This is a genomic window from Streptomyces sp. JJ36 (assembly GCF_021696945.1).
Lineage (GTDB): Bacteria > Actinomycetota > Actinomycetes > Streptomycetales > Streptomycetaceae > Streptomyces.
Window position 1 is genome coordinate 37964 of sequence record NZ_JACYHE010000014.1, and the last position, 23489, is coordinate 61452.

The 23489-nt window shown below is 73.9% G+C and carries 16 protein-coding genes; 11 read left to right on the plus strand and 5 right to left on the minus strand.

What is annotated here, in order from left to right:
* The first annotated feature begins 113 nt into the window (after positions 1-113).
* Positions 114-692, plus strand: a complete 579-nt coding sequence (locus HOY81_RS08345; RefSeq protein WP_237319594.1) for a dienelactone hydrolase family protein — start codon at positions 114-116, stop codon at positions 690-692.
* A gap of 33 nt (positions 693-725) precedes the next feature.
* Here HOY81_RS08345 and HOY81_RS08350 read toward each other — a convergent pair whose 3' ends face one another.
* The 3 genes from HOY81_RS08350 to HOY81_RS08360 all read right to left on the minus strand — a co-directional run bounded on the left by HOY81_RS08350 (position 726) and on the right by HOY81_RS08360 (position 2254).
* Positions 726-1352 carry a bifunctional 2-polyprenyl-6-hydroxyphenol methylase/3-demethylubiquinol 3-O-methyltransferase UbiG gene (locus tag HOY81_RS08350; protein ID WP_237319595.1) on the minus strand — a complete coding sequence of 209 codons (627 nt, stop codon included), beginning with the start codon at positions 1350-1352 and terminating at the stop codon, positions 726-728.
* 174 nt (positions 1353-1526) lie between these two features.
* Complete coding sequence (locus HOY81_RS08355; protein WP_306423456.1) at positions 1527-1895, minus strand: hypothetical protein; 369 nt, start codon at positions 1893-1895, stop codon at positions 1527-1529.
* Positions 1892-2254 (minus strand): hypothetical protein, encoded by a 363-nt coding sequence (locus HOY81_RS08360; RefSeq protein WP_237319596.1) that lies wholly within the window; start codon positions 2252-2254, stop codon positions 1892-1894. Before HOY81_RS08360 ends, HOY81_RS08355 begins: the two co-directional genes overlap by 4 nt.
* 232 nt (positions 2255-2486) lie before the next feature.
* On the opposite strand from HOY81_RS08360, the gene HOY81_RS08365 reads away from it, so the two are divergent.
* Positions 2487-3281, plus strand: coding sequence for a helix-turn-helix transcriptional regulator (locus HOY81_RS08365; protein ID WP_237319597.1), 795 nt, complete (start codon positions 2487-2489; stop codon positions 3279-3281).
* Complete coding sequence (locus tag HOY81_RS08370; protein WP_237319598.1) at positions 3265-3480, plus strand: DUF397 domain-containing protein; 216 nt, start codon at positions 3265-3267, stop codon at positions 3478-3480. The genes HOY81_RS08365 and HOY81_RS08370 overlap by 17 nt, the downstream gene beginning before the upstream one ends.
* A gap of 97 nt (positions 3481-3577) precedes the next feature.
* On the opposite strand, the gene HOY81_RS08375 is transcribed toward HOY81_RS08370, so the two are convergent.
* Together HOY81_RS08375 and HOY81_RS08380 are read right to left on the minus strand one after the other, a co-directional pair.
* Entirely contained in the window at positions 3578-4792 is a 1215-nt protein-coding gene (locus tag HOY81_RS08375) for a PP2C family protein-serine/threonine phosphatase (RefSeq protein ID WP_237319599.1), read from the minus strand.
* A gap of 159 nt (positions 4793-4951) precedes the next feature.
* The gene (locus HOY81_RS08380; protein WP_237319600.1) at positions 4952-5653 is read right to left on the minus strand and encodes a copper homeostasis protein CutC; all 702 of its coding nucleotides are present in this window, start codon (positions 5651-5653) and stop codon (positions 4952-4954) included.
* A 62-nt stretch (positions 5654-5715) separates the two neighbouring features.
* Here HOY81_RS08380 and HOY81_RS08385 point away from each other — a divergent pair, with 62 nt between their 5' ends.
* The 8 genes from HOY81_RS08385 (at position 5716) to HOY81_RS08420 (ending at position 23479) form a co-directional block, all read left to right on the plus strand.
* A complete protein-coding gene (locus HOY81_RS08385; RefSeq protein ID WP_237319601.1) occupies positions 5716-6402 on the plus strand; it encodes a hypothetical protein in 687 nt (228 codons plus the stop codon).
* Between the two features lie 156 nt (positions 6403-6558).
* Positions 6559-7677, plus strand: coding sequence for a hypothetical protein (locus tag HOY81_RS08390; RefSeq protein WP_237319602.1), 1119 nt, complete (start codon positions 6559-6561; stop codon positions 7675-7677).
* Between the two features lie 169 nt (positions 7678-7846).
* Positions 7847-8488 carry an RNA polymerase sigma factor gene (locus HOY81_RS08395; protein ID WP_237319603.1) on the plus strand — a complete coding sequence of 214 codons (642 nt, stop codon included), beginning with the start codon at positions 7847-7849 and terminating at the stop codon, positions 8486-8488.
* Entirely contained in the window at positions 8485-9276 is a 792-nt protein-coding gene (locus HOY81_RS08400) for a hypothetical protein (protein WP_237319604.1), read from the plus strand. Before HOY81_RS08395 ends, HOY81_RS08400 begins: the two co-directional genes overlap by 4 nt.
* Before the next feature lie 443 nt (positions 9277-9719).
* Positions 9720-10946 (plus strand): Cmx/CmrA family chloramphenicol efflux MFS transporter, encoded by a 1227-nt coding sequence (locus HOY81_RS08405; protein WP_237319654.1) that lies wholly within the window; start codon positions 9720-9722, stop codon positions 10944-10946.
* A gap of 239 nt (positions 10947-11185) precedes the next feature.
* Positions 11186-12769 (plus strand): VCBS repeat-containing protein, encoded by a 1584-nt coding sequence (locus tag HOY81_RS08410; RefSeq protein ID WP_237319605.1) that lies wholly within the window; start codon positions 11186-11188, stop codon positions 12767-12769.
* Complete coding sequence (locus tag HOY81_RS08415; RefSeq protein WP_237319606.1) at positions 12766-16422, plus strand: LamG-like jellyroll fold domain-containing protein; 3657 nt, start codon at positions 12766-12768, stop codon at positions 16420-16422. The genes HOY81_RS08410 and HOY81_RS08415 overlap by 4 nt, the downstream gene beginning before the upstream one ends.
* A gap of 109 nt (positions 16423-16531) precedes the next feature.
* Positions 16532-23479 carry a polymorphic toxin-type HINT domain-containing protein gene (locus tag HOY81_RS08420; RefSeq protein ID WP_237319607.1) on the plus strand — a complete coding sequence of 2316 codons (6948 nt, stop codon included), beginning with the start codon at positions 16532-16534 and terminating at the stop codon, positions 23477-23479.
* Positions 23480-23489: the final 10 nt, after the last annotated feature.

The following is a 23489-nucleotide window of genomic DNA, read 5'->3' on the forward strand; positions in this document are numbered from 1 at the left end:
GGCCGACGCCGCCCGCGCGCCCCGCACGCCGCCACGAGCCCCACGGGCTGTCGGTGGCGCGTCCCATACTCGTGCCGGGGCGCCGCCCGGGCGCCCCGGCACGAGGGAGCGACATGGCCGAGGTACTCCTCTTCCACCACGGGCACGGGCTGACCGCCGGCGTCCGCGCGTTCGCCGGCCGACTGCGGGAGGCCGGGCACACCGTCCACGTCCCGGACCTCTACGAGGGGCACGTCTTCGACACCCTCCAGGAGGGCATCGGGTACGCCGAGAAGACCGGGTTCGGCACCCTCGTCGAGCGCGGCACCGCAGCCGCCGAGGAGTTGCCCGCGGAGCTCGTCTACGCCGGGCTCTCGCTCGGCGTGCTGCCGGCGCAGAAGCTCGCCCGGACCCGCCCCGGCGCGCGGGGCGCGCTGCTGCTCGAAGCCTGCGTGCCGGACGCGGAGTTCGGCGGGGAGTGGCCCTCCGCTGTGCCCGTCCAGGTCCACGGCATGGACGGGGACCCGTTCTTCGCCGGGGAGGGCGACGTGGAGGCCGCCCGCGCGCTCACCGCGACGGCGGCGGACGCCGAGCTGTTCCTCTACCCCGGCGACCGGCACCTGTTCACCGACGACAGCCTGCCCTCGTACGACGAGCACGCCGTGGCACAGGTCCTCCAGCGGGTACTCGGCTTCCTCGACCGGCTCCCCTGACGCCGCGCGCGGCACGGTCGGCCGCCACCGGGGTCATGGGGCCGCGGCATCGTGCGGTTTCTCCCACACCAGGGACCAGCGCCACAGCAGGTGCCGCCGCACCCGGCAGCCGGGCAGCAGGCGCCGCGCGTCGCGGCGCACCGCGCCCCAACTCGTCTCCGGCATCACCACCCGCATCCCCGGGGGATGGTCCGTGCCGCCGTGCCGCCGGGCGAGCACCCGGGCCGCGGGCACCCCGGCACCGCTGACCACCCAGTCCAGCAGCGTACGGTTGCGGGCCAGCCCGACCACCACCATGCGACCGCCCGGCGCGAGCAGTCGCCGCATGGCCGCGAGCGCCTCCGCGAGGCCGACGTGGTGGACGACGGCGACGGCGCTCACGAACCCGTACTTCCCGTCGGCGAGCAGGCCGTGCCCGTCGTCCAGCAGGTCCGCTTCGGCGAAGGTGACGTTGTCGACGCGGGCGCTGCGCTCCCGCGCCAGCCGGATCATCTCGGCGTCGACGTCCACTCCCACCACGGCCTCGGCCCGCTGGGCGAGCCGCCGCGCCAGCAGCCCGTCCCCGCACCCGACGTCCAGCGCCGCCCCGCACCGCTCGGGCACGGCGTCCAGCACGAGGGAGTGGTAGTGCACGTTGTGGTTCCAGTAACCCTCGGCCATGGGGCCACCCTAGGAGTGCCCGTCCCAGCGGGCGGAGCCGTGGGTGCGGGGCTGCGGCGGCGGCCAGCGTCAGCAGCGTCGCCAGCAGCCCGGGGAAGCGCGCGTCGGACTCCTCCCGGCGCAGCCGGACACAGCAGCGGGTGCCCTCCGTCGCGCGCTCACGCACCGCACTGCTCAGGGTGCAGAGCCGCCGGGCACCGGGCCGTTCGCGCCGGTCGGTCCCGGGTCGTCGCACGGCACGGGCAGCCGACCGCCACGGCTGTCGGCGATGCGCAGCACGTCACCGAGCGCGCCGCCCGTCCGTTTCAGGGCCAGCCGGAGTGTGAGAGAGCCGGCCGCCGGGTCGTCCAGCACCGCCTCGGCCTCCGTGAGTGCGACGGCCCCGTCCCGCATCTGCTCCTCCTCGACGGCATCCGCGAGGGAGGAGAGCAGCCCGGCGTCGTCGTCGGTGCTCAGAAAGCACGGCCGGCCGTCGGGCGTCGCCCAGGGGAGCAGCCGAAGCGCGGATCCGCGGTCCATGGGGTGCTCCGGGTCGTACGTCAACGTGCCGCCTCCTCGGCGCCGTACGGGAAGCCGGGCGCGTCGGCGTAGCCGCGCGCCGGTGGCAGCAGCGCACGCCACCGCTCCCGGTGCGCCCGGCGTTCGGCGCGCTCCTCGGGCGTGAGCAGGTACGGGCGGATCAGCGGGGGTTCGAGATCGGTCAGCGGCAACAGCACCGCCACCGGGCGCCGTTCGACGCCCCGGCGGCGTACGGGCGGCGCAGCCGCCTCCCCCGCCTCCCCCACCACGGAGGGCGCCCCCGCCTGACGGCCCTCCGCGGGCAGCCCTGCCCGGTGGCGTCCCGTGGCCGGACAGAGCCGGTGCAACAGCGCGGCCCCGATTCGCACGATAGTGTGGAACATGTCGTCAGCTTCCTGTAGTTGAGACCACGCCCCCGGACCTGGATGCGCCCAGGTCGCGGGGGCTTTGTGACGTGGTTGCGCCGTGCGGCTGCGGCACTCCACCAGGGTGACGGATCGAGCACGGTGTGTGCACGATCGAGCCGTCACCGAAGGTGGTTTGTGGACAGCGAGTTGAGGTGCGTCCGGCATGGAGCTGACCAACGAAGACGACCGCAGGCCCACTCCGCGCATCGTGCTCGGGCGGCGCCTGCGCCGCCTGCGCGAGGCCGAGGGGCTCTCCCAGCGGGCGCTGGCCGACAAGGTCGGCTACCCGCACACGTATCTGAGCCGCGTCGAACGCGGCGAGCAGCTGCCCTCCGGTTCCCTCGCCGAGGACCTGGACAGCTACTTCAGCGCGGACGGCCTGCTCGGCGAACTGCTCACCATGGCGCAGGACGCCTCGGTACCCGACTACGGCCGCGCCATCCTGAGCAGCGAGGAGAACGCGGTACGCATCCAGGTGTTCGGCAGCAGCCTGGTTCCGGGGCTGCTCCAGACCGAGGAGTACGCCCGGGCGCTCTTCCGGGTGTCACTGCCCGGGGAGTCCGAGGGGGCGACCGAGGAACGCGTCGTCACGCGGATGCGGCGCAAACACGTCTTCGACCGCCCGGAACCGCCGCTCTACTGGGGCATCATGGACGAGGCCGCACTACGACGCCCGATCGGCGGGCCGTCGTGCATGGCGGGCCAGCTCCGCCACCTGCTGGGGGTGGCCGCGTCCACCCGGCTGACCATCCAGGTGCTGCCGTTCGAGCAAGGTGAGTACCCGACGTTGGGCGGTAGCCTGAGCCTGCTCACGCTACGGAACGGCTCCTCGCTGGCATACGTCGAAAGCTTCATCTCCGGCGAGGCGATCGAATCCCCCGGCAGGGTGCTGGGCCTCACCCAGCGCTTGGATATCTCCCGATCGAAGGCCCTCCCGGAGCGGGAGTCCCTCGATCTGATCAGTCGTTACCTGGGAGAGTACGAGGATGAAGACGATAACTGATGCGTCCGTGCTGACCGGATGGCGCAAGTCGAGCTACAGCAACGGCGATGGCGCCGAATGCCTGGAGGTCGCCGACGGCCACCCCGGTGCCGTTCCGGTGCGCGACTCGAAGGTCCCGCAGGGTCCGGCGCTGGTCTTCCCGGCGGGTGGCTGGGCCGCCTTCGTCACCGCCGTCCGGTCCGGCGACCTCACCGCCTGACGAGCCGCACACCCTCCCCCCGTGGCCCCGACGCGTCGCCGGGGCCACGGGGGGAGGCGTGCAGGCTTGCGGTCCCCTCTCGGTGGGGACGCCCCGTTCAGGCGGGCAGGTCCGCACCTCCGGCCGTGCGCCGGCGGCCGCCGGGGCTGCGGCCGTACCAGTCCAGGCAGAGGACGGTGGCGTCGTCCTGCAAGTGGTCGTGGGACGCCTCGTGCACCGCGCCCGTGAGGTGCCGCACCACCTCGCGCGGGTGCTCGTCGCGGGACTCCCACAGCAGGCCACGCAGGTCCACTGTGGCGGCCTCGCGCTCCTGCATGCCGTCGGTGTAGAGCACCAGCCGGTCGCCCGGGCGCAGGTCGAGCGGCTGGGCCTCGGGCGGGGCGGGCGTGTCGACGCCGAACGGGAGACCGGAGGCGAGGGGGACCTCCTCGACGGTCCCGTCACGCAGCCGCAGCGGCCAGGGGTGGCCGGCGTTCACCACCTGAGCGCCGCTCCCGTCCAGGCTGATGCTGACGAGCTGCCCGGTGGCGAGGGCGCCGTGGGCGTGGTCGAGGAGTGCCTGCTGGGCCTCGCGTGCCTGCCCGACGATGCCGTACCCGGCGCGCCGCCCGCCGCGGATGGCGTTGACCAGGAGGGTCGCCAGCAGGGAGGAGCCGACGTCGTGTCCCATGCAGTCGGTGATGGACAGGTGCAGCCTGTCGCGGCCGAGGCTGTAGTCGTAGGTGTCGCCGCTGATGTCGTCGGCGGGCGCCAGGGCCCCGGCGAGGGTGAACTCGGCGGCCTCGCAGCAGGAGGCGGTCGGCAGCAGCTGGTACTGGATCTCCGCGGCCAGGCTCAGCGGGGTGGTGCGCTGGCCCCACTGGTAGAGGTCGGTGAAGCGGCGGTCGGTGACGAGAACGTACGCCAGTGCGTGGGCCGTTTCCGCGATCTGGCCGAGTACGTCGTCGTCGGCCTCCGGCAGGGTCATCTCCAGCACGCCGATGCTGTCGCCGCGATTGGTGACGGGGGCGATCACCCGTTCCGCACCCGCGCCGTCCTCCGCCCTGCGGACCTGCTGGGTACGCAGCACCTCGTCGTAGACGCTCCCGTGCAACGGGATGCGCTCGGCGCCGCGCCCACCGGGTCCGAAGCCGGTGCCGTGGCCGAGCAGGCGCACCAGCTCCTGCCCGACGATGTCGACGAAGAGAAAGGAGACGGAGCGCGCCCCGAAGCGGTCCCGTACGTCGCGGGCGACCACCTCGACGGAATCGACGGGAGCGGCGTTCTCCGCCGCGGTGAGGAGCGGGGCCAGCCCGAACCGGTCGTACGTCACAGCGGCCTCCCTTGCGTGCACTCCTACCACCAGACCACGGACGGCCCCCCGGAGGCAGCATGCGGCGCCGCGGGGTCGCTCCGGAGCGCCCTCTCCGGCGCGGCAGGCACCCGGGCGCCCTCCTGTGGCCTGCGGGCGGGCCCGGGTGCCGCCGCAGGATCAGGAGTCGAGCAGGGTGCGCCAGACCGCGACGGCGTCGGCGGTGACCGGGGAGTCCCAGCCGCCGGGGCGGGCCGCGCCGCCGATGTGGAAGGCGGTGACGCCGGCGTCGCGCAGTCCCGGCACGTGCTCCAGCCGCAGCCCGCCGCCCGCCATCAGCCGGGCGCCGTAGCCGGGCTCGCCGGTGCGGGTACGGGCAGCCTCCCGGCAGAGCACCTCCCAGCCGTCGTCCACGCCCCGTGCGGAGCCCGCGGTGAGGAAGGTGTCGAGTCCGGTGATCCCGGCGACCTGCCTGCGCAGTCCGTCGCGGTCGGCGGCCCGGTCGACGGCGCGGTGGAAGGTCCAGGGGCAGCCGTCCAGCGCCTCGGTGAGGGTGGCGAGCGCGGCCAGGTCGGGCCGGCCGGAGTCGTCGAGGAAGCCGAGCACGAAGGCGTCCGCGCCCTCCGCCCGGAGGGCCGCCGCCCGGGCGCACAGGGCGTCCAGGGCCTCCTGGTCGCCCGCCGCGAAGCCCTGGCCGGCGCGGAGCATCACCCGCAGCGGCAGGTCCACGGCGGCACGTACGGCGGCGAACGTGCCGGGCGACGGGGTGAGCCCGTCGGCGGCCATGTCGGTGACCAGTTCGAGGCGGTCCGCCCCTCCGGCCTGTGCCGCACGCGCGTCCTCGGCGTCGAGCGCGATCACCTCGAGCATTGGTCTAGACATGTCGCACAGAGTGCCACACGCCCCGCGGGCCCGGAAGAGCGCCCCCCGGGCACAATGGCCCCATGCCCGAACCGCCCGAGCCTCCCGGACCCCCGCATCCGCCGCCGCCCGACCGTGCCGCCCTCCTGGAGCGCTGGTGCACCCTGCTGCCGCGCGCCCGCGACGGGCGCCCCGGGCCCGATCCGCGGCCGTACGGCGAGAACCTGCTGGACCGTTGGGCCGAGCCGCAGCGGCACTACCACACCACCACCCACCTGCGGGACGTGCTGGACCGCGTCGACACCCTCGCCGACCACGCCGCCGACCCGGACGCCGTACGGCTGGCGGCCTGGTTCCACGACGCCGTCTACCGGCCGGACCGCAGCGAGAACGAGGAGCGCAGCGCCCAGCTCGCCGAGCGCGCCCTGACCGAGGCGGGCGTCCCGGCCGCCCGGGTGGCCGGGACCGCCCGGCTGGTGCGGCTGACCACCGACCACGACCCGGAGCCCGGCGACACCGACGGCGAGACGCTCTGCGACGCGGACCTCGCGGTGCTCGCCGGCTCGCCGGAGGCGTACGCGCACTATGCGGCGGCCGTGCGGCAGGAGTACGGCTTTGTGCCCGACGAGGCGTTCCGCGAGGGCCGGGCGGCCGTCCTGCACCGGCTGCTGGCGCTCCCCCGCCTCTTCCGCACCCCGTACGGCCGCGAGCACTGGGAACGCACGGCGCGCCACAACCTCCGCGGCGAACTGGACCTGCTGAGCGTCTGAGCCACCGGACGACGGGGCCGCCCCGTGGGCGGCCGCCCGGCCCGCGCGCCGGGCCCGCCCCACGACGGCGCCGGCGTTCCGCCGGCGGGCGGGAGCCGCCCGGCGGGCAGGCGTGTCTGCTCCTGACGGAGGGCTCCGGTTGGCAAGATCGCGGCCATGGAGAAGTGGCGGCGCTGCCGTGCAGGCGAGTCCGGGCCCTGGGAGCTCCGTGAGGGCATCCGGGCCCGCGTCAGCGAACTGCGCGGGCTGCTCGACGACCGGCAGCGGGAGTTCGCGAAGGAAGAGGGGGACGGGCGGAAGGCCGACCTGCTCACGCAGGCCCGGGAGGAGCTGGACAGGGCAGAGGAGGCCGTCTCGCCCGACCACTCCTCCCGGTACAAGCTCGCGTCCCATGTCGTCGTGGGGCAGATCCACATCGACGCCGCGCACAACACGCTGCTGCGGCTCTCGAAGCCGCGGGACGTCGTGTCGATGCTGCCGAGCGTACGGGCCTTCGTGCAGGAGCACATGCCGCCCGGCGATCCGCGGCGGGTCGAGGTGGAGCGGATCGCCCGGACGGCGTCCCGGGAGCACCCTCCCTCGGAGCAGGAGCGGGAGACCCTGCTCGACGCCATGGGCGTGGCCCGCCAGACGAGCATCCGGGAGACCATGCGGGTGCGCAGCTTCATCTACATCGTCTGGTGGGTGATGCTCGGCCTGACCGTCATGGCCGTCCTCGTCGCGCTCCTGGGCGTCGTGGGCCACGACGAGGTGCCGCTGTGCTTCACACCGGAGCAGCCGGAGGGAGGCGGGCGGGTCGCGGTCTGCCCGGTCGGCACGGAACGCATCCCGGAGGGTGCGGACACCACCGAGATCAGCAGGATCGCAGCAGCCACCGCCCGGCCGGTGGACTATCTCGTCGTCGAGGTGGTGGGGCTGGTGGCGGCGTGCATCGCCGCCGCCGCGACGCTCCGGCGCATCCGGGGCACCGCGACCCCGTTCGAGGTGCCGCTGACCCTCGCGCTGCTCAAGCTGCCGACCGGGGCGCTCACCGCCGTGCTGGGCATCCTGCTCATGCGGGGCGAGTTCATCCCCGGGCTGACGTATCTGGACTCGTCCGCCCAGATCATCGCCTGGGCCGTCGTCTTCGGCTACGCCCAGCAGGTGTTCACCCACTTCGTGGACAACCAGGCGCAGTCCCTTCTCAGCGCCGTGCGGACGCCGGGCGCCGCGAACCATGCGGCAGCGCCGGCCCCGCCGCCGGCGCCGGCGGAAGCGGCCCCGAAGGGCGCATGAGCACCGCACCGCGCACGGCGCGCCGCGGGGGGAGCGCGGGCCGCCCGCGTTCGCTCATGCGGGTGAGGCAGGGGCCGGGGAGCTACCGGGGTTGCACGGGTTTCGGCAAGGTCGGCACGATGGCGGGGTCGACCCCGGGCACCGACGACAGCGGGGGAGCGGACAACTCGTGGTCCATGCGTCCGAGCAGCCGCCCGACGGCGGCGCCGCGGAGCGGGAGCCCCCTCCCGCGTCGCACTCCGCCCCCTCGCCGGATGCGCCGCCCGCCGCGGGATCGTCCGGCTCCGCGGCCTTCGACACCCTCTTCTGCACCCATCTCCAGAAGCTCTACCGACGGGCGGCCATGCTGACCGGTTCCCGGCAGACCGCGGAGGACGCGGTGCACGAGGTGTACCTCAAGCTGGCCGCGCGCCCGCAGCGCTTCCTGGCACACCCGGAGCCGTACGCCTACGCGTTCGCCGCGCTGGTGAGCGTGGTGCGGGACTCCTGGCGCCGGGAGCGGCGGCAGGTGCCGGTGCCCGAGGTGGAGCCCGTCGCGGGGACGGCGGGAGCAGCGTGGGACGGTGGCGTCGCGGGCCGGGCGGCGGAGCTGGAGGCCCTGCGCCTGCTGCGGAAACTGTCGGTGCGGCAGGCGGGCGTGGTCGTCCTGGTGGACCTGGACGGCTACACCCTCGACCAGGCCGCGGGGATTCTCGGAGTCCACCGCGGGACGGTGGCACGGACCCGCACCCGCGCGCTGCGCAAGCTCCGCGGGGTGCTCGACCCGTCCGCCGCCGGGTGCGGCACCTCGACGGATGCGGAGAGCTCATGAGGGCGTGGAGGACGGTGCTGCCGGGGCGGACGCGGGGCCGGGAACGCGCCGCGGCCGAGGAGGCGGTGGCCGCCGGGCTGGCCGCGCGGCTCCGGCAGGTGGACGCGGAGATCCGGACGCCCGAGGGGTTGTGGGAGCGGGTGTGCGCGGCCGGGCCGCACGCCGGGGACGTGCGCCCCGGAGAGCCGTACGCCCGGGACGCGGGAGGCGGGGAGCCGTACGCCGCCCCGGCCCGCGCCGGGGCCGTGGTCCCGGAGCCCCCGGTGTCTGCGGACCGCCCGGACCGCCCGGACCACCCGGAGGCGGACGCCGGTACGCCCGTACCGGGCGTACGCCGGTGGTGGCGCGGGCCCGGGGCGCCGGGCGTGGTGGCGGCCGCGGTGGCGGTGGCCGTGGTGGTGACGGGAAGCTGGTGGCTGCTGGACCGGGAGTCCGGGACGGGTCCCGCCGCGGGCCGGGGCGTCACCCTCAGCGTGTACAACGCCGAGGAGCCGTGCCGCGACCAGCGCACCCAGGAGTGCGCGCTGCGGCTCGCGCGCAACCCGTACGAGCGCTATGCCGCACCCGGCAACCGGGCGGCGCTCGTCTGGCACGGCGACCGGCTGCCCGCCCGGTGCGTGGTGGTGGACGGCACGCTGGTGACGGACGAGAGCGGCATCTCCTCGACGCGCTGGTACCGGGTGCGCGCCCCGGAGGGCACGACCGGCTGGCTGCCCGGCGTACGGACGCGGAACGAGCAGCCGGTGCGGGACTGCCGGCCCGGCGAGACACCGCCCCGGCCCGGGTGACGGGCAGGGCGGTGTCCTCCCCCGGACGTCACGGGCCGCTGGTCGGGCGGCCCGTCGCGGTCCCGCCCCTGTGGTTCCCCCGGGGAGCGGGCGCCGTACGGCACACGCACCAGGGCGGGCGTCCGTATGACACCGGAGAATGTGAGGTACGTCACACCAGCGAGCCCGGCGTCCGGGTGACCGGCCCGTGAACGCCCTGCGACGGCCCGCATGCCCGGGGAATGCGCGGCCCACCTGCGGAGTTGGCGCCTGGTATGCCCGACCACCTGCCCGACGCACACCGCACCGAGACACCCGCCGCCCCGCACCTTCCCGGGCCCCCACCGGAGCCCCGGGAGAAGGCCGCCGCACCGGACGGTGCCGGGGCCGGCACCGCGAACGCCCCCGGGCGGGCCGCCGGTTCCGTCCCGCACGAGCCGTCGCGAAAGGCCGCGGCCACCCGCATGCCGCTCGCCGTGTACGTGCTCGGGCTCTCCGTCTTCGCCCTCGGCACCTCGGAGTTCATGCTCTCCGGCATCCTGGAGCCGCTCGCCCGTGACATGGGCGTCTCCATCCCCAAGGCCGGGATGCTGGTCTCCGCGTTCGCGATCGGCATGGTGGTCGGCGCGCCCCTGCTCGCCGCCGCGACGCTGCGGCTGCCCCGCCGCACCACACTGATCGCGCTGCTGGCGGTCTTCGGTCTGGGCCAGGTCGCGGGCGCACTCGCCCCGACCTACGGCGTGCTCTTCGTCTCCCGGGTGGTCAGCGCGCTGGCCTGCGCGGGGTTCTGGGCGGTCGGCGCGGCGGTCGCGGTGTCACTGGTTCCGGTGACGCAGCGGGCGCGGGCCATGGCCGTCATGGTCGGCGGGCTCAGCGTCGCGAACATCGCGGGCGTACCCGCCGGGGCGTTCCTGGGCCAGCACGCCGGGTGGCGGGCGGCCTTCTGGGCGGTGGCCGCGCTGGCGGCGCTCGGCCTGGTGGGGGTGGTGGCGCTGGTGCCCCGCACCCGCCCCGCGACCGGTGCGGACGCGCCCCGGCTCCGCCGCGAGCTGCGCATCTACGCCGACCGGCAGGTGTGGCTGGCGCTGGTGACCATCGCGCTGAACGCTGCGGCGGTCTTCGCCCTCTTCTCCTATCTCTCCCCGCTGCTCACCCGCACCGCCGGCCTGGCCGAGGGCTGGGTGCCCTGGGTGCTGGCGCTCTTCGGGCTGGGCGCGCTGATCGGCACGGCGATCGGCGGACGGATCGCGGACGCACACCTGTTCGGCACGATGTACGCGGGCATCGCCGCGTCCGCCGTGGTGCTGGGCGTCCTGGCGCTGCTGGCGCACAGCCCGGCGGCGGCGGTCGGCCTGGCCTTCCTGCTGGGACTGACGGCGTTCACCACGGCGCCGGCGCTGAACGCCCGGATGTTCAACGTCGCGAACGCCGCACCGACGCTGGCCGGGGCGACGACCACCGCCTCCTTCAACATCGGCAACACCCTGGGCCCGTGGCTCGGCGGTCTCGTCATCGGTGCCGGATGGGGCTACCCGGCGGTCGCCTGGACCGGCGCCCTGCTCGCCGCGGCGGCGGTCGGCGCCACCCTCCTCGCCTCCCGCCTGCACCGCGCCTCCGCCCGGTCCCAGGTGATCGCCGGCGCCCGCCCGGAGCACGGGCACCCCGCATCCGCCGCGCCCCGGCACCGGTAGCCTCCCGGCCCCGCTGCGGGACGGCCCTTCTTCCGGGGGCGGTCCCCTCCGTCGAGGGACGAGACCGGCCGGCCCGGCGGAAGACGTGTCAGGCCCGGCTCGGGACGGCCCGGTTCCCGGCCGCCGGGCGAAAAGATCAATTGTAATGAACATGTGACGAGGCATCACGACCCGTGTCGGACATGTGCCTTTGACTGGTCACTTCCTCCACATGAACATGCAGGCGACATGATCCATCTGTGCCTGCATTCGACCATGTGACGACGGAGGAGGACCGGGTGCGCAGAGGCAGAACGGGGCGGCGAAGAGCCGTATGGGGGGCAGCGGCGTCCGTGACGCTCTGCGCGCTGCTGGCGACGGCCGCCGGCGGCTTCGGCACCGCAAACGCCGACCCGGGGTCCACGGCCGGCGGCACCGCCGACTTCAACGGGGACGGCGCCCCGGACGTGGCCGTCGCCGATCCCGAGGCGACGGTCTCCGGGCAGACCGAGGCGGGCCTCATACGGGTCTTCTACGGCGACGGCAAGGGGACGGCCGAGATCCACCAGGACACGCCCGGCGTCCCCGGCGGATCGGAGCGCGGCGACCGCTACGGTCACGCCCTCGCCGTCACGGACTGGAACGAGGACGGCTACAGCGACCTGGTGGTCGGCCTGCCCTTCGAGAGCATCGGGACCGAGAAGGAGGCCGGCTGGGTGCACGTGCTCTACGGCGCGCCCGGCGGCCTCACCACCGGCCCCTCGTCCCTCGCCCTGGCCCAGGGCAGCGGCTCCGGCAGCATCGGGAGCTCGTCCGCCGAGGCCGGCGACTGGATGGGCTACTCCGTCGCCGCCGGGAAGACGTCGGCGGGCGAGCCCTACATCCTGATCGGCGTGCCCGGGGAGGACCTGAACGGGACCGTGAACGCCGGCTCCAGCCACTACCTGCGGGGCAGCACGAACATCGCGGTCCACCAGGACAAGCCCGGTGTCGCAGGCGTCGTGGAGGAGAACGACCGCTTCGGCTACGCGGTCGCCGGGTCTCCCCGCCACATCGCCGTCGGAAACCCCGGAGAGGCCATCGGGGACGAGGAGTTCTCCGGCGGTGTTCAGGTGCTCGCCCACACGATCAACGCGGACGGCCTGCCGGACCCCCTGGCCGGCCTCGACCAGGACACCCCGGGCGTCAACGGGACGGCCGAGGCGGGCGACCGCTTCGGCGCCGCCCTCGCCATGGTCCCCTACCGCCCCTCCGGAGCGTCGTCCGCCTCGCACTCGCTGATCGCCGTCGGATCGCCCGGTGAGGCGCTGCCGAGCGGCGGCAACACCGGCCGGGTCGTGGTGCTGGAGGCGACCGCCTCCGGCGCGGTCCGCCAGACCGCCGACATCCACCAGAACATCTCGGGGGTGGCGGGCCTCGCCGAGGACGGGGACCACTTCGGGCAGCACCTGGCCGCGGTCAACACCGCGCCCGGATCGGTGGGGACCTCCGGCACCCTGCTGCTCGCCGCGGGCATCCCCGGGGAGGACCTCGCCGGCACGCCCGACGCCGGCGCCGTGCAGGTCTTCCCCCTGCTGGGCGCGCCGGGCGACGCGGACGCCTGGGTGCAGAAGGGCTCGCGCGGGCTTCCCGGCACCTACGGGAAGCAGGAGTTCGTCGGCACCAGCCTGTTCGCGACCCCGGACCGGCTGTTCGTGGGCCTGCCGTACGGGGCCGTGGCCGACCGCGGCGTGCACGGCCTCCCCTGGCAGAACCTGACGTCCGGGGCGGAGGACCCGGCGACGTCGCTCACGCCCGGAAGCGAGGGGCTGCCCACGGTGGCCTTCGGGTCGGTGATCCGATGAGACCCGGCACACCGGACGAGAGACGGGAACGCCTCCGGACGCCCGGCGGCCGGTACCGCACCGGGCTGCTGCGCACCGCCACGGTCGCCACGACGGTACTGGGACTGCTGGGTGCCGGCCTGGCCGGATTCCCGGGACGGCAGACCCCCACGGTCGCCGCGGCGTCGCAGGAGACACCGGACGCCTCACCCCGGCCGACGGAGGAACTGGCCACGCTCGCCGCCCGCAGAACCGGCGAGCAGGTCGAGGTCGCCGGGCTGCGCGGGGAGCGGCGCGAGGTCTTCGCCAACCCGGACGGGACGTTCACCGCACGCGAGTACTCCCAGCCGGTGCGCACCCGGCAGAACGGCACCTGGGTGCCCGTCGACGACACCCTGGTCCGGCGCGCGGACGGCGCCTGGGCGCCGAAGGCGGCCACGGTCGAGCTGGAGTTCTCCGACGGCGGCAGCGGGCCGTTCGCCCGGATGCGCAAGGCGGGCCGTGAGTTCTCCCTCTCCTGGCCCGGCGGAGAACTGCCGGAGCCGCAGGTCGAGGGGGACACCGCCACGTACGAGAACGTGCTGCCGGACGTCGACCTGGTGGCCCGCGCCGACGTCGACGGGCTGCGTCACCTGCTGGTGGTGAAGACACCGCAGGCCGCGGAGAACCCGGAGCTCGGCCGCATCGAACTCGGACTGGACACCGCGGGGCTGGACGTCCGGGAGACCGGCTCCGGGACGCTGCGTGCGGTGGACTCGGCGGTCGGCGGCACCGTCTTCGAGTCGGGCCGCCCCGCCATGTGGGACTCCTCGGCCGTGGCGGAGCAGACGCAGGAGCCGGCGGGCGCCGCACCGGCGGGCCCGCGCACCCAGCTCCGCCGCGCCGATCCGGCGGGCGGCACCCCGGCCGTCCCCGCCGACCGGGCGGAACTCGACGGCCCGGGAGGCGGCGGCCGGACCGCGCCGCTCGACGTCGAGATCACGGACGACACCGTCGCGCTCGTGCCGGACCAGGCACTGCTCACCGGCGCGGACACCGTCTTCCCCGTGGTGATCGACCCCGCGCACAAGACGACGTCCCGCTCCGCCTGGACGGGCGTGATGTCCGGCTACCCGGACAGCCGGGACTGGAAGTACTCCGGCAGCGCGGGCATGGGCCGCTGCCCGACCGACTACAGCCCGCAGTCCTGCAACGGAGTGGGCGTGCGGCGGCTGCTGTACACGATGCCGGTGTCCCCCTACTCGGGCAAGCAGATCCTCAAGGCCACCTTCTCCGCCCGGGTCGCCCACGTGTACTGGGCCGACGCCCGGGCCGAACCCGTCCGGCTGTACCGGATCGGCGGCAAGAACCACACCGTCACCTCGTCCAGCGACTGGGGGAACACCAAGGACGACTGGGACGACTACCTGGGGACGGTGGACCAGAAGATCTCCCCCACCTCCTGTTCCAGCCAGGCGAACCTGCACTTCGAGGGCGGCGAGCTGACCAGCGAGGTGCAGGCCGCCGCGGACGGCGGCTGGTCGTCCCTGTCGCTCGGCCTGCGGGCGGCCGACGAGAGCACCTTCGGGGGGTGGAAGCGGATCTGCGGGAACACCTACCTGTCGGTGACCTACAACAACCCGCCCCGGCAGGTGGACCACCGCCTGATGTCCTCCAGCCCCGGTGGCGCCTGCGTCTGGGGCTCCGGCCGGCCCGCGGTGGACGAACCGCCCCGGCTGCACGCCGAGGCCCGCGACCCCGACCACACCTCGTCCCGTACGGACAAGGTGAAGATGCAGTTCAAGGTGGTCTGGACGGACGGTTCGGGCACCGAGCAGTCCTACACCTACGACACCTCCTACAAGGCGCCGAACCCGGGCACGGTGTTCTCGCACACGGTGCGGTCGACGATCCCGGAGAACACGGTGATCTACTGGACCGCCCGCGCCTACGACGGTCACGCGTGGGGCGACTGGAGCTGGGCGGGCACCCCGCAACGCTGCGAGTTCGTCTACGACAGCACCCGCCCCGGCGCACCGGCGGTCGGCTCCGAGCAGTACCCGGACGACCAGGTGTGGCACCACGGTGTCGGGACGGCCGGGACGTTCACCTTCGCCCCGGACACCGATGACGCCATCCCGGACGAGGACGTGGTCGAGTACCGCTACTCCTTCGACGGCGAGGCGTACCGGACCGTGACGCCCGCGACCGCGGGCGGCTCCGCGTCCGTCACCTTCACCCCGCTGTCCTCCGGGCGCCACTGGGTGACGGTGGAGTCCCTGGACCAGGCGGGCAACTCCAGCACCGCCGCGCAGTACGAGTTCCTGGTCACCGACGGGGCTCCGGTCACGGGCCAGTGGAACCTCGCCGACCCGCCGGGCAGCACGGACGCGCACGACGAGTCGGGCCGCTTCCCGGCGTCCCCGGGCTCGGGTGTGACGTTCGGGGTGCCCGGGCCCGGCGGGGGCGCCGACGACGCCGTCCGCCTGGACGGCGGCGGGGGCGCGTACCTGGACGCCGGCGCCACCGTGGTGGACACCGACGCCAGCTTCAGCGTGAGCGCCTGGGTCCGCCCGGCCTCGCTCGACCGCGACATGACCGTGGTCAGCCAGGACGGTTCCGGCGAACCCGGTTTTGTGCTCGGCTACGACGCGGCCGCCGGAAGCTGGTCCTTCTCCGTCCCGGTGAGCGACGTGACCAGCCTCGGCCACTGGGGCGCCGCGGCGGACGTCACTCCCGTCGCCGACCAGTGGGTGCTGCTCACCGGCGTCTACGACGCCTACGCCGCGGGCGGCCCCGAGCTGCGCCTCTACGTCAACGAGCAGCTCCAGGCCACCGCCACCCGCCGTACCCACTGGACGGGGTACGGCAGCCTGCAGATCGGCCGGTCGCTGGCGAAGAGCGGCTACCGCGACCACTTCCACGGCGACCTCGCCGAGGTGCGGGCCTTCGACCGGGTGCTGCCCGCGGACCAGGTGGCGGAGCTGATGACCGTCCGGCCGGAACGCACCGGCTACTGGCCGCTGGACGCGGCGACCGACGGCGCGTCGGCCAACGTGCAGACGGGCGGCGAGGCCCTCACCCTGCAGGGCGGCGCGGCGATCTACCAGCCGGCCGACCCGCTCTTCGACGAGGCGGCGCTGGTCGGCGACGGCCACCTGACCCTCGACGGTGTGGACGCCCACGCGGCGACGGCCGGACCACCGGTCGGCGGCGACGCCAGCTTCACCGTCGCGGCCCGGGCGCAGCTCACCGCGCTCGATCCGGAGCGGTCCCAGACCGTGCTCTCGCTGCCGGGCGCCGCCGCGGACCGTTTCGCGGTGCGCTATCAGGCGTCCACCGGGCGGTGGGAGCTCGCGGTCGCCCAGGAGGACGCGGCGGGCGCGGCGGTGACGACCGTCTCCGACGACCAGCAGCTCCCCGACACCGGTGGTTCCGGGCAGCATCTCGCGGTCGTCTACGACGCGTTCGCCAACGAGCTGCGGTTGTACGTCGAAGGCCAGCTCGCCGCGTCGGCGCGCACCTCGGACGACACCCTGTGGCGCGCGACCGGCGGTCTCCAGGTGGGCCGTACGGCCACGGGCGGCGGCCAGTACTTCGCGGGTGCGCTGGACGAGGTCCGCGCGTACCGGGGTGCGGCCGATCTCACCGCGGTGCAGCGCATGGCGCAGCTCACCTCGCAGCCGCAGATGTAGCCACGGCTCCCCGCGGGCCCCCGGCCGACCGGCCGGGGGCCCGCTCTTCCCGTCCCTCCCGCCGACACTCCTCGGCACGTCTCATGCCCACGGCACTTGGGAGAACCTCGTGAAGTCCTTCTCAGGACGCCTGCTGAACCGGCGCATACGCCGCCGGACGACAGGCTCGATCGTGCTCGGTCTGAGCCTGGCCCTGCTGTCCGGGACGGTGCAGGCCGTCCCGGCCTCGCCCGGGGGCACGGAGCGCCCCGGCGTACCGGACCCCGGCGACCCGGCCGAGGTCGGCGAAGCCAGGGTGAAGCCGCGGGGTGCGGACCCCGCGCGGAAGGCCGCGGTCAGGAAGCTCGGCCCGGCCGAGTGGCCGGGCAAGGGGAGCACGGAGATCGCGGTCTCCGCCTTCTCCCGTGCGCTGCCGGGCGCCCGTGGGCTGCGGAAGCCGGAGGCCGGAGGGGTGCCGGTCACGGCGGTGCCCGCCGGTCTGGGACGTACGGACGCCGCGGGCCGGAAGGCCGGCCCCGAGCGCGGTGCCTCCGGCGACCCGCTGGCCTCCGCGCCGCCGGCCACGGTCCGGGTCACCTCGCTCGGCCGGGCGGCCGCCGGGAAGTGGGGCAGTGCCGCGCTCTTCACGGTCGAGCGCGCCGACGGCGTCAGCCGGCAGGCACCGGTCGAACTGTCCCTCGACTACTCGGAGTTCGCCGACGGCTTCGGAGGCGACTACGGCGGGCGGCTCAGACTGGTCGAGCTGCCGGGATGCGCGGCCACCCGGGCGCCGGGCGACCCGGGCTGTGCGGGCGACGTCGAGGAGCTGCCCTCGGAGAACGACCCCGGCACCGGGACCGTGACCGCCCGGGTGACGGCGGCCCCGGACTCCTCCGGCCTGACGACCGACTCCAGCGGTCCGGCCGGCAGCGGCACCGTCTACGCGCTCACGGCGGGCAGCTCCTCCGCCCAGGGCGACTACCGGGCCACGCCGCTCTCCCCGTCCGCGAGCTGGTCGGTGGCCGACTCCTCCGGCGGCTTCTCCTGGAACTATCCGTTCCGGACGGTGCCGACGCCCGGCGGCCTCACGCCCAGCATCGGCCTGAGCTACTCCTCGCAGGCGGTGGACGGCCGCACCGCGGCCACCAACAACCAGGGCTCCTGGATCGGTGAGGGCTTCTCCTTCGAGCCCGGCTACATCGAGCGGCGCTACAAGCCGTGCTCCGACGACGGCCACGAGGACTCCGCGGAACAGTGCTGGGCCTTCGACAACGCCACCCTCATGCTCGAAGGCGCCTCCGGTGAGCTGATCAAGGACGACGACACCGGTGAGTGGCACCTGACCGGTGAGAACGGCGCCGAGGTCGAGAAGCTGACGGGCACGGTCAACGGCGACGACGACGGCGAGCACTGGCGCGTCACCACCACCGACGGCACCGAGTACCACTTCGGGCTCAACCGGCGTCCCGGCTGGACCAGCGGAGCCGCGCAGACCCACTCCACCTGGACCACCCCCGTGTTCGGCGACGACTCCGGGGAGCCGTGCCACGCGTCGACGTTCGCCGGCTCCTGGTGCCGGCAGGCGTGGCGCTGGAACCTGGACTACGTCAAGGACAGCCACGGCAACGTGATGTCCTACTTCTACGGCAAGGAGACCAACCACTACGCGCTGAACGGCAAGACCGGCGTCGACGGCACCGCCTACACCCGCGGCGGCTACCTGAAGCGCGTGGAGTACGGCCAGCGCGACGGCGAGGTCTTCGGGTCCGCGGCGCCGGCCCGCGTCCTCTTCCACACCGCCGAACGCTGCCTGCCGACCGCGGACTTCGACTGCGCCCCGGAGAAGTTCACCGAGGCCAACGCCGCACACTGGCCGGACACCCCGGTGGACCGGCATTGCAAGGCGGGCACCCCCTGCGACAGCAGCCAGACGGCGGCCACGTTCTGGACCCGCAAGCGGCTGACCGGAATCACCACGCAGATGCGCACCGGGGCGGGCAGCTACCAGGACGTGGACGCCTGGACGTTCACCCACCTCTTCACCGACAACGGCGACGACTCCCGGACCCTGTGGCTGTCCGCGATCGACCACGAGGGCAGGGTGGGCGGCACCGCGGCGCTGCCGTCGCTGGAGCTCCAGGGCATCCAGCTCGTCAACCGGGTGGACCGGGACGGCGACAACATCGGCCCCTTCCACCGTTTCCGTCTCGCCTCGGTGCTGACCGAGACCGGCGCCCAGCTCGACGTCAACTACGCCCCCACCGAGTGCAGCGCCGGGTCGCTGCCCGAACCGGGCACGTCCACCAAGCGCTGCTACCCGGTGCGGTGGACGCCGCCCGGGCACATCGACCCGATCACCGACTGGTTCCACAAGTACGTCGTCGCGGAGATCATCGAGACCGACCGCACCGGCGGCGGCGAGGACCTCGTCACCCGCTACGACTACCGGGGCCCGGCGGGCTGGCGGCACGGCGAGCCGGACGGCATCACCGACGAGTCCATGCTGACCTGGGACCAGTGGCAGGGCTACGGCGAGGTCTCGGTCACCAGCGGCAACGGCCAGGACATGAAGACGCGTGTCGACTACACGTACCTTCAGGGCCTGGACGGCGACAAGCTGCCCGGCGGCGGCACCCGCACCGAGACCGTCACCGACTCGACGGGACGCACCTACACCGGCCACCAGGAGTACACCGGCTTCGAGATCGAGGCCCGGACCTACGACGGGGACACCGTCGCCTCCAAGGTCGTCACGGAACCGTGGAAGCGGGTCACGGCGACCCAGACGAAGCCGTGGAAGACCAGCAGGGCGACCCTCGTCCGGCCGAAGAAGACCCGCGGCTACACCAGGCTGGGCGACGGGACGTGGCGGAAGACGGAGTCGACCTCCTTCTACGACGCGTCGAACGACACCGGGCGCGCCGTCCGCATCGAGGACCTGGGCGACCTGTCCACCGCCGAGGACGACAGGTGCACCCGGCTGTGGTACGCGGACAACCCGGCGAAGAACCTCTACGAACTGCCGTCCCGCAGTGAGGCCGTCTCCGTCGCCTGCGGGACGACGCCGGACCGCGCCACGCAGGTGATCGCCGACGAGCGCACCTCCTACGACGGCGGCGCCTTCGGCGACGCGCCCACCGCGGGCGACGCCACGAGGACCGAGCGGCTGAAGTCCCACGACGGCACCACGGCCGCCTACCAGGTCACCGGAACCACCACCTACGACGAGTTCGGCCGTCCGACCTCCCAGACGGACGCGTCCGGGGCCACGACGACCACCGCGTACACCGACGCCCACGGCCTGATCTCGCAGACCGAGGTCACCAACGCGCGCGGGCACGTCACCACGACCGACTACGCCCCCGCCTGGGGCCAGTCGACCGGGCAGACCGACCCCAACGGGAAGCGGACCGACCTGGCCTACGACCCGCTGGGCCGGCTGGTCTCCGTGTGGATGCCCGACCGGGCGAAGTCCCAGACCCCCAGCATCAGGTACTCCTACCTGGTGCGCCGCGACCAACCGGTCGCGGTCCGGACCGAGAAGCTGGAGATCAGCGGCTCCTACGGCGTGGAGTACCAGCTCTACGACGGACTGCTGCGTCCGCGGCAGAAGCAGACCGAGGGCCCGGACGGCTCCCGGATGGTGGCCGACACCTTCTACGACGGCACCGGCAAGATCCGTAAGACCAACGCCACCTACAACGCGACCGGCGCGCCCTCCGACACCCTGGTGACCGTCGCCAACGGCGAGGTCGGCGCCCAGTCCCGGCACGAGTACGACGGGCTCGGCCGCCCCACCGCGGAGATCTTCGCGGTGGCCGGGGTCGAGCAGTGGCGCACCACCTACACGTACGAGGGCGACCGGACCCACATCGACCCGCCGGTCGGCGGAGTGCCGCAGACCCGGATCACCGACGCGGCGGGCCGGACCACCGAGCTGCGCTACCACCACGGCGCCTCGCCCGTCCCGGAGGGGACGTCGGGGCCCGGCACCGGGTACGACAGCACGCGGTTCGCGTACACCCCCGGCGGCGAACTGGCCAAGGTCACCGACGACCAGGGCAACTCCTGGGAGTTCGGCTACGACCAGCGCGGACGCCGGATCACCTCCACGGACCCCGACACCGGCACCACGACCACCGCGTACGACGCGCTCGACCGGCCGGTCTCCTCCACCGACGCACGGGGCCGTACCGTCTCCACGGTCTACGACGACCTCGGCCGCGTGACCGGCACCTGGGAGGGCGACCCCGGCACCGGCACGCGGCTCACCGAGACCCGTTACGACCGGGACGGGTGGCTGGGCAAGGCCTGGGCCTCGCTGCGCTACGTCGACGGCGGCACCGCGTACTTCGCGACCGTCACCCAGTCGATGGACGACTTCTACCGTCCGCTGAAGACGGCCTACTCGGTGCCCGGCACCGAGGGCGCCCTGGCCGGCACGTACACCTTCACCACCAGCTACAACCGGGACGGCACGGTCCAGGGCGTCGGCATGCCGGCGGCCGGGAACCTGCCGTCGGAAGCCGTCGTCTTCGGCTACGACGACCTGCAGCGCCCGGTGTCCATGACGGGCGACACGTCCTACGTCACGGACGCGGTGTACTCCAACACCAGCCTCCTCCAGCAGCTCGAACTCTCCACCGGCAACGGCGACACGCTCTGGCAGACCTTCCACTACGAGAAGGGCACCGACCGGCTGACCCGCGCGGTGGTGGACCAGGAGTCGGCCACCGCACCGCTGAAGGACGCCCACTACTCCTACGACCAGGCGGGCAACGTCCTGTCCATCGCGGACACCGTCGGCGGGGCGGCCGCGCCCGACGTCCAGTGCTTCGCCTACGACCACGGCGCCCGCCTCGCCGAGGCCTGGACGCCGCAGGCCACCGCGCAGACCGCGGCCGGCTCGGGCACCGCCGGCAGCGGCGGGCTCGGCGCCGCCGCACCGGAGGCCTGTGCGGGAGCACCGGGCAGCCAGGCGCTGGGCGGACCCGCGCCGTACTGGAAGTCCTACACCGTCGACTCCATCGGCAACCGCACCAAGGAGGTCGTGCACGACACGGGCCTGGACCCGGCCCAGGACGTCACCCGCACCTACACCTACGGCGAGGGCGCGGCCGGCCCGCACGCGGTCACCACCGTGGCGGAGGACGGTCCCGCCGTCGACCGGCAGTCCACCTACGCCTACGACGCGAGCGGCAACACCACGGAACGCGTCCTCAGCGGCGACACCCAGACCCTGGAGTGGGACGCCGAGGGCAAGCTGACCCGGACCACCGAGGCGAACGGGGACACCAGCACCTACGTCCACGACGCCGAGGGCAACCGGGTGGTGCGCCGCGACGAGACGGCCACCACCGTCTACCTGCCGGGCATGGAGCTGCGGCTGGCCAAGGGCAGCTCGACGGTGGAGGCCACCCGCTACTACACCTTCGCCGAGCGGACCGTCGCGGTCCGCACCGACGACGGCACCGCGGCCTTCCTCGCCGCCGACCATCACGGCACCGGAGAACTGGCCGTCGACACCGGCAGCGGCGAGGTCGCCCAGCGGCGCTTCGACCCCTACGGGCTGGAACGCGGCGAGGCCACCGGCACCTGGCCGGGCGAGAAGGGCTTCGTCGGCGGCACGGTCGACGCGCAGAGCGGGCTGACCCAGCTCGGAGCGCGCCAGTACGACCCCACGCTGGGCCGGTTCCTCTCGGTCGACCCGCTCATCGACTACTCCGAGCCGCAGCAGATCAGCGGCTACGCCTACGCCAACAACAGCCCGGTCACCCTGTCCGACCCCACCGGCCGGTTCTTCATCCCGATCATCCCGGTGATCCACTGGATGCTCCAGCAGATCCAGAAGGTCCTCGGCTGGGGCGGCAACGGCTCGCAGGAGGTGCAGGAGGCCCAGCGGGAGAAGGACCGCGCGGAGCGGCAGTACAACGCGGCGAAGCAGCGGACCAAGCAGGCCGCGAAGGAACTCGTCGACATCGCCAAGGACGTCCTCGGGATCGACGCGGCGATGGACTGCTTCTCCAGCGGCGACCTCGCCGCCTGCGGCGAGACGGCGCTGAACGTCGCCGGCTCCTTCGTCGGCGGCCTGGCCGGCAAGATCCTCGCCAAGTACGGCGCGCCCTGGAACTGGGCGAAGGGCGCGAAGCTCGTCAAGCGCGTCTGGGGCCTGCTCGACGACCTGGTCGGCGGCGCCAAGGACATGTGGAAGCACTCCGGGACGCTGAACAAGGCCAGGGACAAGCTGGCCGCGGCCAAGGAGAAGGCGAAGAAGGCCTTCGGCAAGGGCAAGTGCCACAGCTTCCTGCCCGGCACACGGGTGCTGCTCGCCGACGGGACCAGCAGACCCATCGAGGAGGTCGGGCTCGGTGACGAGGTCACCGTCACCGACCCCGAGACCGGGAAGACCACGACGCGCGAGGTCGTGGGCACGATCGTCACGGAGGACGACAAGCACTTCGTCGACCTCACGGTCCGCACGGACGACGGCTCCGCGGCGCTGATCTCCACGACCACCCACCCCTTCTGGGCCGAGACCGAGGAGGCGTGGGTCGAGGCCGGCGAGCTGCGCCCGGGCATGCTCCTGCGCACGGCCGACGGCACCACGGTCGAGGTCGAGGAGGTCCGCCACTTCCAGAAGCGGCAGCGTACGCACGACCTCACCGTCGACGGCGTCCACACGTACTACGTGGGTGCCGGCACCGAGACGCTGCTCGTCCACAACACCAACGGTCCGCAGTTCTGCAAGACCCGGGACGGCTTCACCGCCAAGAACAACCGTGGCGGAGCCCCGGGCTCCCGGGGCGGGAAGGACTTCACCAAGGCCGGCAAGGACGAGGTCATCCAGCGCAACGCCGACGGGCAGCCCGACGGCATCGCCCGCTGTGCCAACCCCAACTGCCAGGTCGAACTGGTGGTCCCGCAGAAGTCCCAGAAGGGGGTCACCCCCGACCCGCGGGAGGCCCAGGTGGACCATAGGACCCCGAAGGCGCATGGTGGGTCCGGCGATCCCAGCAACGGACAGGCGTTGTGCCGGACGTGCAACAGAGAGAAGAGCGATGGGCCACAGCCATGGTGACGGCCGTGAC

Excerpts from the sequence above, each read along its gene's own strand:
- HOY81_RS08345 (WP_237319594.1), top strand. The coding sequence starts at position 114 with ATGGCCGAGGTACTCCTCTTCCACCACGGGCACGGGCTGACCGCCGGC.
- HOY81_RS08350 (WP_237319595.1), bottom strand. The coding sequence starts at position 1,352 with ATGGCCGAGGGTTACTGGAACCACAACGTGCACTACCACTCCCTCGTG.
- HOY81_RS08360 (WP_237319596.1), bottom strand. The coding sequence starts at position 2,254 with ATGTTCCACACTATCGTGCGAATCGGGGCCGCGCTGTTGCACCGGCTC.
- HOY81_RS08370 (WP_237319598.1), top strand. The coding sequence starts at position 3,265 with ATGAAGACGATAACTGATGCGTCCGTGCTGACCGGATGGCGCAAGTCG.
- HOY81_RS08380 (WP_237319600.1), bottom strand. The coding sequence starts at position 5,653 with ATGTCTAGACCAATGCTCGAGGTGATCGCGCTCGACGCCGAGGACGCG.
- HOY81_RS08385 (WP_237319601.1), top strand. The coding sequence starts at position 5,716 with ATGCCCGAACCGCCCGAGCCTCCCGGACCCCCGCATCCGCCGCCGCCC.
- HOY81_RS08390 (WP_237319602.1), top strand. The coding sequence starts at position 6,559 with ATGGAGAAGTGGCGGCGCTGCCGTGCAGGCGAGTCCGGGCCCTGGGAG.
- HOY81_RS08400 (WP_237319604.1), top strand. The coding sequence starts at position 8,485 with ATGAGGGCGTGGAGGACGGTGCTGCCGGGGCGGACGCGGGGCCGGGAA.
- HOY81_RS08405 (WP_237319654.1), top strand. The coding sequence starts at position 9,720 with ATGCCGCTCGCCGTGTACGTGCTCGGGCTCTCCGTCTTCGCCCTCGGC.
- HOY81_RS08415 (WP_237319606.1), top strand. The coding sequence starts at position 12,766 with ATGAGACCCGGCACACCGGACGAGAGACGGGAACGCCTCCGGACGCCC.